The 8805-nt window shown below is 44.7% G+C and carries 15 protein-coding genes; all 15 read left to right on the top strand.

The features are described 5' to 3' along the window. The coding region (locus NA59_RS12160) for a transposase (protein WP_157792631.1) at positions 1-233 on the top strand (233 nt) is incomplete at its 5' end. A gap of 117 nt (positions 234-350) precedes the next feature. After that, the gene (locus NA59_RS15210) at positions 351-506 is read left to right on the top strand and encodes a hypothetical protein (RefSeq protein WP_157792630.1); all 156 of its coding nucleotides are present in this window, start codon (positions 351-353) and stop codon (positions 504-506) included. 4 nt (positions 507-510) lie between these two features. After that, positions 511-1764 (top strand): ATP-binding protein, encoded by a 1254-nt coding sequence (locus NA59_RS12155; protein WP_044413189.1) that lies wholly within the window; start codon positions 511-513, stop codon positions 1762-1764. After that, positions 1761-2396 carry a virulence RhuM family protein gene (locus tag NA59_RS12150; RefSeq protein WP_052501670.1) on the top strand — a complete coding sequence of 212 codons (636 nt, stop codon included), beginning with the start codon at positions 1761-1763 and terminating at the stop codon, positions 2394-2396. The genes NA59_RS12155 and NA59_RS12150 overlap by 4 nt, the downstream gene beginning before the upstream one ends. A gap of 14 nt (positions 2397-2410) precedes the next feature. Next, entirely contained in the window at positions 2411-3016 is a 606-nt protein-coding gene (locus NA59_RS12145; RefSeq protein ID WP_044413185.1) for a hypothetical protein, read from the top strand. Positions 3017-3029: 13 nt separating this feature from the next. Beyond that, a complete protein-coding gene (locus NA59_RS12140) occupies positions 3030-3272 on the top strand; it encodes a UPF0175 family protein (protein WP_044413182.1) in 243 nt (80 codons plus the stop codon). Next, entirely contained in the window at positions 3272-3748 is a 477-nt protein-coding gene (locus tag NA59_RS12135; protein WP_044413179.1) for a PIN domain-containing protein, read from the top strand. The genes NA59_RS12140 and NA59_RS12135 overlap by 1 nt, the downstream gene beginning before the upstream one ends. A gap of 11 nt (positions 3749-3759) precedes the next feature. After that, complete coding sequence (locus tag NA59_RS12130; protein WP_044413176.1) at positions 3760-5403, top strand: ABC transporter ATP-binding protein; 1644 nt, start codon at positions 3760-3762, stop codon at positions 5401-5403. 5 nt (positions 5404-5408) lie between these two features. Beyond that, positions 5409-6008, top strand: a complete 600-nt coding sequence (locus tag NA59_RS12125; RefSeq protein WP_044413173.1) for a zeta toxin family protein — start codon at positions 5409-5411, stop codon at positions 6006-6008. Further along, the gene (locus NA59_RS15205) at positions 5971-6138 is read left to right on the top strand and encodes a hypothetical protein (protein WP_157792629.1); all 168 of its coding nucleotides are present in this window, start codon (positions 5971-5973) and stop codon (positions 6136-6138) included. The genes NA59_RS12125 and NA59_RS15205 overlap by 38 nt, the downstream gene beginning before the upstream one ends. Positions 6139-6291: 153 nt before the next feature. Continuing rightward, entirely contained in the window at positions 6292-6624 is a 333-nt protein-coding gene (locus tag NA59_RS12120) for a DMT family transporter (protein WP_044413170.1), read from the top strand. A 95-nt stretch (positions 6625-6719) separates the two neighbouring features. Then, a complete protein-coding gene (locus tag NA59_RS12115) occupies positions 6720-7013 on the top strand; it encodes a HigA family addiction module antitoxin (RefSeq protein WP_044413193.1) in 294 nt (97 codons plus the stop codon). Positions 7014-7544: 531 nt separating this feature from the next. Beyond that, complete coding sequence (locus NA59_RS12105) at positions 7545-7823, top strand: type II toxin-antitoxin system RelE/ParE family toxin (RefSeq protein WP_044413165.1); 279 nt, start codon at positions 7545-7547, stop codon at positions 7821-7823. A gap of 10 nt (positions 7824-7833) precedes the next feature. Continuing rightward, on the top strand, positions 7834-8151 hold the full coding sequence (locus NA59_RS12100) for a HigA family addiction module antitoxin (protein ID WP_044413162.1): 318 nt from the start codon (positions 7834-7836) through the stop codon (positions 8149-8151). 158 nt (positions 8152-8309) lie between these two features. Beyond that, positions 8310-8540, top strand: a complete 231-nt coding sequence (locus NA59_RS12095; protein ID WP_044413160.1) for a YlcI/YnfO family protein — start codon at positions 8310-8312, stop codon at positions 8538-8540. Positions 8541-8805: the final 265 nt, after the last annotated feature.

Genomic DNA, 8805 nt, shown 5'->3' with positions numbered 1-8805 from the left:
TGGAAGAAAACGCCAGCATCAAACAAACCATGCAACACACGCTCAAAACCCAAGAAGGTCGAAAACGCTATGCGCTTAGAAAGCAAACCATCGAACCGGTGTTTGGGATCATCAAATCCGTCATGGGTTTTAGAACCTTTTCACTGCGAGGATTAGAGGCTGTAAAAGGGGAATGGTCACTTGTGTGTTTAGCCTGGAATATAAAACGCATGGGATCATTGCGTCTAAAGTAGGGGAAATAGGACAGAAAATCGCTCAAATATGCTAAAAATCACGTATTTTAAGGCAAAAAAGCCCATTTTGGGCCGGCTAGCGATTATTTGTCCGACAGGCTCCTAGGTTAATGCGTAATGACGAATAAAAAACAAAAACTGGAATTTACTTGGATTGGCAAGGATAAGAGAGCAAAGCTGGAGCCGTGGATTTTATTGGAGGAGTTAATTCGTTCTTCTTTTGGTAATATCATCCTAGTGCAACCAGGCCTGGTTTGTTTGATGAGAAAGTGAAGTAATGCTCAACGCAGAAAGCTTATTAAACCGCATCCGCTTAGGTGAAGATTCAAAACTGGAGTTAAAGCGTTTGGTAATGCGCAGTGAGACAAAAGTGGAGGCACCCCATGCGGAAAGTTTAGCCGATGAATTGGCTGCGATGGCGAACGCGCAAGGCGGTTTATTGGTGTTGGGCGTTGATGACAAAAGCAAAGAAGTTTTAGGTATTCCTTATTCTGCCTTGGATGCCGTTGAAAAATGGTTGGCGGAAATTTGCCATGACAAGGTTACCCCGCCATTGGATATTGTGACCGAACACCTAACGTTGCTCGATGTGTCGGGTCAGATGCAACCCGTCATAGTGGTAACGGTTCCTAAGAGCTTGATGGTGCACAAAAGCCCGAATGGTTATTTTAAACGGGTTGCGCACGCCAAACGGGAAATGTCGCCGGATGTATTGGCGCGTTTGTTTCAGCAACGCAGCCAAACACGTTTGATTCGCTTTGATGAACAGCCGATTGCGAAAACCGGCTTCAAGGATGCGGATGCGTTACTGGTTCGTCAATTTGTTCGTGAGGGAGAAGGCGATATTGAGCGCCAACTACAACGCCTGCATTTATTGGCGGAAAACGAAGAGGGTGAACTTTGCCTTTCGGTTGCAGGCCTGCTGTTGTGTACTTTAAAGCCGACTCGATGGTTACCCCACGCTTATATTCAAGCGGTGGCTTATCGTGGTGAAACCAATGACCCGCAATATCAATTGGACGCTAAGGATTTTGATGGCCCGATTGACCGCCAGATTTGGGATGCGTTTCATTTTGTGAAACGGCATATGCAAGTACCCGCCAAAAAAGCACTCGGGCGGGTGGATTATCCGCAATACAGTTTGCGCGCGGTATTTGAGGCTTTGGTCAATGCGGTGGCGCACCGGGATTATTCCTTGTCGCAGGGGCGGATTCGTTTGCATCTGTTCAGTGACCGTTTAGAGCTGTATTCGCCGGGTTCGTTGCTTAACACCATGACGGTGGAGTCGATGCAAATGATGTCGATGCCGCGTAACGAGGTAATTTCCAGCTTGTTTGCCCGCTATTATTCGGTGCAAGAATCGGGATTGGGTCGTTCTTATTTAATGGATCGACGCGGCGCTGGCGTGGATGTGATTATCAATGAAAGCACGGCTTTGTCGGGTATCAAACCGGTTTACGAAAATATTGCTGATATGGAGCTACGCTTAACAATTTATGCGGCTAAGCTTTCGAGTGAGGGTGAACTATGACCAAAGCACAGACTTTAGGTGAGTTTTTGCTCTATCAAACGGAAGATGGACAGACTCGTTTACAACTGGTGTTGGTTGAAGGTTCGATTTGGATGACTCAAAAGCAATTGGCTGACCTTTACCAAGTTAAAGTTTCGACCATTAATGGCCATTTACGTAATATCTTTAATGATGGTGAGTTGCAGGCAGATCGAACTATTCGGAAATTCCGAATAGTTGCCCAAGAGGGGGAACGCCAAGTCACTCGAACACCGGAACACTACAATTTGGATGTGATTTTTCAAGTTGGCTTTCGCGTTCGCTCGCACCGTGGCGCGCAGTTTAGATATTGGGCGACGGAGATTCTGAAAAGCTATGCCTTAAAAGGTTTTGCGATGGATGATGATCGTTTGATGGCACCCGAAAACGATGCTTACTTTGAAGAGCTATTGGCTCGTATTCGCAATATTCGCAGTTCTGAAAAGGTCTTCTGGCGTAAGGTGTTGGATATTTTTGCAACCAGTATTGATTACGATGGTAAGACAGAAACCGCGAAAGCCTTTTGTTTTAAAATCGTCGATAGATGCTGGAAATTGCATTCGTTCGACAATCCGCTCGTGAAAGTTTATCCAAATGTTCAGGTTGAAGCTTAAATAAAGGACATGACATGGCTTGGTTTGCAGCACCGTTGATTGTAAAAGGTTTGGCTTGGGGCGCTGGGGTTGCCGCGAGTCTATTTGCCGGCAAAAAGACCAAGGACTGGGTGAGTGAACAGCTTGAACAAAAAACGCGCGACAAGATGATGGCCGAACTTAATAGTCAGGCCACAGCCTATTTAACGGAGTTGGAGCAGGCCTGGTATCGTGCATTTTGGCGTTATTTTGCGATTCAAAATGGCTTGTTACTGGTTGCGCTTGGCTTGAGTCTTTGGCTCGGGCCTTGGGTGTTCTATCTCGGCTTAGGCTTGGTGTTTTTTTGGAATGGTGTGCTGGCGTATGGTTATAAAAACGCCTTGCAACAACTTTGGCAACATAAAAGCCTGCAAGCGGTGATTGCGGCTCGTTTGTCTGAATCGCTAACCCATCATTTAAAAAGTCTATCGCAAATAGAACAACGCTGGGTTGACTGGTTTGTTGCGGAAAAACAAGCCGAAATTTGCCAGCAAGCCGCACATCACCTTTATCCAAGGGTACGCTTTGCGCTAATCAATGTGTTGTTGATGCTATTATTAAGCTTTGTTGTATTCCGTTTAGCGGTTATACCGTTTATTTAAGAGGGGAAAAAGCATGAACGTAACGATTGATTTACCTGAGCCTTTGATTAAGTTTGAATCTGTTGCGTCGATTCAAAAGGATATAAAATTAAGCTATGCCTTGTGGTTGTTTAAGCAACAAAAAGTGACCATTGCAAAGGCGGCTCATTTAGCGGGTTTAGACTTGTATAGTTTTATGCTAGCCTGTCAAAGCAATGATATACCCGTTATTGATATATCCGCTGACGCATTGGATGCCGAGTTGGAAGGCTTATAATGCTGCTAGTTGCAGACGCCTCCGCACTTATAGCTTTAACTGCTTGCGATCAGCTTTCACTGCTTGAAAAACTTTTTAATGAAGTTCGAGTGTCTGATGTTGTTTATGATGAACTTGCAGCTGACTTAACAAAGCCATTTGCAAAACAGCTTGCTAGTTTTTTAGTAGATAAGAAAGTTTCATTCTCTGAAAAGGATATCGTTTTGTTGGATGCTTATTCAGATGCAGGTGAAATTTCAAGCATGTATTTATTTAAGCACTTAAAAGCAGATAGACTATTAATTGATGATGCTAGAGGTCGTAAGGTTGCTAATATTAATCAGATACCTGTAATTGGCTCACTGGGTGTGTTGATACTTGCCAAGCGCAGAGGATTGATCTCATCAGTCTCGGAGTCTATTGAAAAAATGCTTGCGTCAGGAATTTATGTAAGCCCAACCCTAGTGACACATGTAAAACAGCTTACAGGCGAATAAAGGAACTCTGTGTGAAAAATCCGGTTTTAGCAATTGATAATTTAGTGGTAAAGGTCGGCGATAATGCGCTGATTGATGGTATTAGCTTTCAGATTCAGCCGGGTGAGATTTTTGCCTTGGTGGGCGAGTCGGGCAGTGGTAAATCCCTGACATCCTTAGCGGTGATGCGTTTATTACCCGATGCGCTGCGCATTGTAGCGGGCGATATTCAGCTGCACAACCAATCTTTGCTGAACCTGACCGAAGCGCAAATGCAAAAGGTGCGCGGCAAGTCGATTGCGATGATATTCCAAGAGCCGATGACCTCTCTCAATCCGGTCATGCGCGTTGGCGATCAAGTGGCTGAAGTGTTGCGCGTGCATTTAGGGTTATCCTCAAAAGCCGCTCAAGCCAAAGCGATTGATTTATTCAACGAAGTGGGCATTCCAGAGGCCGAACAACGCATCAATTGGTATCCGCACCAGCTATCTGGCGGTCAAAAACAACGGGTGATGATTGCGATGGCGCTGGCCTGTGAGCCGGATTTATTAATCGCCGACGAACCGACCACCGCGCTGGATGTCACCATCCAAGCTCAAGTATTAAAACTGCTAAAAAAATTGCGTGATGAACGGGGTTTATCCATTCTGTTTATCACTCACGATATGGGCGTGGTCGCTGAAATGGCGGACCGTGTGGCGGTTATGCAAAAGGGGCGATTAGTTGAAACCGCAGAAATAGCCCACTTTATCAACGCACCGACCCATCCCTATACCCAACAACTGCTGGCGGATGCCTTGCCACAGCGTAACTACAAACCCGTACAAACCAACGAGTCCTTGCTGGATTTGCGTGGCTTAAAGGTCCATTTCCCGATTAAAAAAGGCTTTTTGCAACGAACGGTCGGCTATGTAAAAGCGGTTGATGGGGTTGATTTAGTGATTCGACGTGGTGAAACCCTCGCGTTGGTGGGCGAGTCGGGCAGCGGAAAAAGCACCATTGGCCAAGCCATTCTGCGGTTAATCGACAGCACCGAAGGCGAAATTCGATACCAGGACGTTAATCTCGCACAACTCAATGAGCGCAAAATCAAACCCCTGCGCAAAAAAATACAGGTGATTTTCCAAGATCCCTATTCGGCGCTCAATCCGCGTATGACCATCGGTGAAATCATTCGCGAGGGCATGGTGAGCCTAAAAGTCGGCTCGCAAAACAAAAACGATCAAAATCAGCGCATTGACGAACTGCTCCAACAAGTTGGCCTATTAGCCGAACACAAAATGCGCTACCCGCACGAATTCTCCGGCGGCCAACGCCAACGTATCGGCATCGCGCGCGCCCTAGCGGTTGAGCCAGAATTAATCATCTGCGATGAACCCACCAGCGCGCTAGACGTCACCGTGCGCGCGCAAGTATTAGATTTGCTCAACCACCTGCAGAAAACCTACAATCTATCTCTATTATTTATCACCCACGACCTCTCCATCATCCCGCGCATCGCCCACCGCGTCGCCGTGATGTCCGAAGGCAAAATCGTCGAGCAGGGCGAAGTCCAATCCATCCTAGAAAACCCACAACACCACTACACCCAAACGCTACTCGCCGCCGCCCCGAGTTTTCATGATATGCGGCAGGGCGCAAAAGTGCTTTCAAGCCAATCGCTAGGCGGAGCTTGAATTAAATGTCTAAAGAATTAATCATCATCGCTGGACCCAATGGCGCGGGCAAAACCACCTTTGCGATGCAATTGATTGACGAAGGCATCATTCAGCATTTTATTAACGCGGATGAAATTGCCAAATCCTTGGTGGATGTGCCAACCGAATTGCGCAATATTCACGCGGGAAAATTGTTTCTCCAACGCTTGAACGCCGCCGTTGTATTACAGCAAACAGTGTGTTTTGAAACCACTCTATCCGGCTTGTCTTATTTAAAACGGATTCAAAACCTAAAACAAAACGGCTGGACGGTAACGCTTCATTACTTGGCATTGGAAAATGTCAACCTCTCCAAACAACGAGTTGAAGAGCGCGTTTTACATGGCGGGCATAATATTCCAGCTCAAGACATCGAACGCCGATTTCCCAAGAGCGTTTATAATTTGTTTTACCACTATATTGATGCGGTGGATGAGGTGTATTGCTATTTGAATATGATCGAGCCGCAACGAATTTTTTCAAAAAACCAAAATGAATTTGTTATCACTAATCACCAGCATTACGAAAATTTAAAAGGAATCGCAGATGAATACCATAGAGACCAAACCATCCGAAAGCCCTAAAAAACTAGATGCTAACGATATGCTTGAAGTATTGAAGCGCGCAGTAAAACGCGAGCTGAACCGCAAACGCGCATTAGGCCAATATGCGGTGATTTGCGAAAACGGCGAAGTGAAAAAAATTCAGTTCTAATCTTCACGAGCAGGCCAGTAACTTGAATAGGCGCTAATGGATGCAGTGTGCAAGCTAGTTGGTATATAGTCTGGATGGAAATGTAATTGATTTTTAAAAAAATTGGCTTTTACCCCTCTATTGTAAGTAGAAGTATTTAAAGGTGTATAAAATATGAATGTATGGTTGTTATTAACCCTAGCTATCCTGGCTGAAGTGATAGGTACGACCGCATTAAAACTGAGTGATGGGTTTACAAAACTCGGGCCATCACTGGTGGTCTTAATTGGTTATGGATTAGCCTTTTATTTGCTATCTTTAACATTAAAGCAAATCCCAGTTGGAGTGGCTTATGCGATTTGGGCAGGTGTGGGTATTGTTTTGATTACCTTAATTGGTTGGTTAGCGTTTAAGCAAACACTTGATTGGGCAGCTGTTTTGGGGATCGCTTTAATTATTACAGGTGTGGTTGTTTTGCAAGCGTTTTCAAAGGTAACTGGCAATTAAAATTATACTTTCCATGTTCTTACAATGTCATTCTTGTTTCGACGGTGAAGACGCCGAACTTGTTGATTATCAAGATTATCATTGAGGGAAATCAAATGAAGATGTTTTGCCCACCACATCCAGCATCAATTTTACGTGAAGACATCTTGCCAGCGTTAGGTCTCAGTGTGACTGAAGCCGCTAAACAACTTGGCATATCGCGCGTACAGCTGTCTCGTTTACTCAATGAGCATTCAGGGATTTCAGCGGATATGGCACTAAGATTAGAACAGTGGCTCCAAACGCCTTCAGCAGAAAGCTGGTTAAAAATGCAAATGGCGTATGACTTATGGCATGTGCAACAAAAAGCACGGCCAACAATACAGCCTGCTATAACGGCAATGGCTTGATGGTAAAGTCCTTCTAATTTAAGAAGGAATCACAGCTGCATACCCTAACGTATGCACACTTCTTTTCTCGTTCCCACGTCGTGCATCATGGCCATTAAGTTAAGGAATAAATGGCTCCTAGCCTCCCTAATGGCTCTGTCACCCTGCGCGAAGTCGCAGGGTCTATTGCCGCCAGCGGCTGGATCCTGCGACTTCGCGCAGGGATGACGGCTCTGGGTAAAAGAATGGGTCATTGCGAGGCCGAAGGCCGTGGCAATCTCTTGCAGACGGCGTGCGCCCTTGAGAGATTCAGGCTTCGCGCTGACTTCGTTGTCCGCGTCGCTGCGCGCCTCGCAATGACCGTTTTTTTCTTAGCTTAATGGCGGTGACGCACAGCGTGGGAGCGAGTTATAAACATATGTGCATACGTTAGTCGGAGGTTTGTTTATCAATACTAAAAGGACAGCCACTTTTAAATTGCACTTAAACTTTAATTGCATACCTTGGATAGTAACGCTTGACGTTATTAATGCTTGACGTTATTATCTCTCTATGATTAAGTCATTTAAATGTCTAAAAACGAAAGCCCTAGCCGAAGGTTTACGTGTAAAGCAGTTTGTTAATATTGAAGCGGTCGCACGTCGTAAACTCAGGCAATTACAAATCTCGTCTTGCTTGGAAGATTTGCGCGTTCCACCGGGTAATCGCCTTGAGAAGTTAAAGGGCGACAGAGAGGGTTATTACAGTATTCGTATTAACGATCAATTTAGGCTGTGTTTTTATTGGACGGGTCTTGGGGCGCAAGATGTGGAGATAGTGGATTACCACTGAGGAGTTTAGGATGGAAAAGTTAACGCCGATTACGCCGGGTGAAATTTTATTGGAAGAGTTTTTAAAACCAATGGGCATTTCACAATATCGTTTGGCAAAAGAAATTAATGTACCGGCACAGCGTATTGGTGAAATTGTCGCTGGAAAAAGAGCGATCACCGCCGATACCGATTTACGCTTATGCCGCTTTTTTGGTTTATCCAAAGGTTATTGGTTGCGCGCGCAGGTTGAGCATGACACGGAAGTGGCCGAAACGAAGCTCGCCGATACGATTGCAAATATCACGCCGTTTAGTCAACCCCCCATCTTTTTATCAAACACTCATTAATCCAGTAGGCCTAGTGATTTTGGGCTGGTGAGAGTTTTCCATGTGCAATAAGACTATCTAGCTGGCTTTAATCCCCGCGATTTTAAAGAAATAGAAGTAACATTTAACTTTACACACTGCACCCCAAAAACGTTTTTGCAAAAACAAGGAGTTTTAAAATGAACTATGCGTTAAGACTACCCGACTATTACAAAAAAGAAATCGAAAATCTCAAGGGTGAAGTATCCATTAACCAATTTATTGTTACCGCTGTGGCTGAAAAGATTGCCTCACTTAAAACGGAGGATTATTTAATGCAACGAGCGAAAAGTGGTAGCCGCGCCCATGCCTTAAACTTGCTAAATCAAGTGAGTGATAACCCTGCAGAAAAACAAGATCAGCTTTATTAGGGTGTTTTATGGTGTAGCATTATTACTGGATATCAAATAAGGGCGTCTTTTTAATCTTTGGGTTTGTGAAGTTGTCTAATATCTTAGAACAGCCTTTCCTAAAGGCAAAACCGGTATAAATTTAGCATGCCTGAGCTATAATCTTTAAAAATGGTAACTATTCAGCCTGAAAAAAAACAAAAAAGTACTTGACAGGGTTTTTGACCTAAAAACCCAAAATTAATCCGCTTTGAAGCTCAGTGCTATAGGCGCAAACCAAGCCTGC

It is taken from the genome of Thiomicrospira microaerophila (assembly GCF_000934765.1).
In the GTDB taxonomy this organism is placed as follows: domain Bacteria; phylum Pseudomonadota; class Gammaproteobacteria; order Thiomicrospirales; family Thiomicrospiraceae; genus Thiomicrospira; species Thiomicrospira microaerophila.
This window is presented reverse-complemented; position numbering and strand designations above follow the sequence as displayed.

What these genes read in the sequence shown, in the direction of transcription:
- NA59_RS12120 (WP_044413170.1), top strand. Translation starts at nt 6,292, where the DNA reads ATGAATGTATGGTTGTTATTAACCCTAGCTATCCTGGCTGAAGTGATA.
- NA59_RS12115 (WP_044413193.1), top strand. Translation starts at nt 6,720, where the DNA reads ATGAAGATGTTTTGCCCACCACATCCAGCATCAATTTTACGTGAAGAC.
- NA59_RS12150 (WP_052501670.1), top strand. Translation starts at nt 1,761, where the DNA reads ATGACCAAAGCACAGACTTTAGGTGAGTTTTTGCTCTATCAAACGGAA.
- NA59_RS12105 (WP_044413165.1), top strand. Translation starts at nt 7,545, where the DNA reads ATGATTAAGTCATTTAAATGTCTAAAAACGAAAGCCCTAGCCGAAGGT.
- NA59_RS12145 (WP_044413185.1), top strand. Translation starts at nt 2,411, where the DNA reads ATGGCTTGGTTTGCAGCACCGTTGATTGTAAAAGGTTTGGCTTGGGGC.
- NA59_RS12100 (WP_044413162.1), top strand. Translation starts at nt 7,834, where the DNA reads ATGGAAAAGTTAACGCCGATTACGCCGGGTGAAATTTTATTGGAAGAG.
- NA59_RS12155 (WP_044413189.1), top strand. Translation starts at nt 511, where the DNA reads ATGCTCAACGCAGAAAGCTTATTAAACCGCATCCGCTTAGGTGAAGAT.
- NA59_RS15205 (WP_157792629.1), top strand. Translation starts at nt 5,971, where the DNA reads ATGAATACCATAGAGACCAAACCATCCGAAAGCCCTAAAAAACTAGAT.
- NA59_RS12140 (WP_044413182.1), top strand. Translation starts at nt 3,030, where the DNA reads ATGAACGTAACGATTGATTTACCTGAGCCTTTGATTAAGTTTGAATCT.
- NA59_RS12125 (WP_044413173.1), top strand. Translation starts at nt 5,409, where the DNA reads ATGTCTAAAGAATTAATCATCATCGCTGGACCCAATGGCGCGGGCAAA.
- NA59_RS12095 (WP_044413160.1), top strand. Translation starts at nt 8,310, where the DNA reads ATGAACTATGCGTTAAGACTACCCGACTATTACAAAAAAGAAATCGAA.
- NA59_RS15210 (WP_157792630.1), top strand. Translation starts at nt 351, where the DNA reads ATGACGAATAAAAAACAAAAACTGGAATTTACTTGGATTGGCAAGGAT.
- NA59_RS12135 (WP_044413179.1), top strand. Translation starts at nt 3,272, where the DNA reads ATGCTGCTAGTTGCAGACGCCTCCGCACTTATAGCTTTAACTGCTTGC.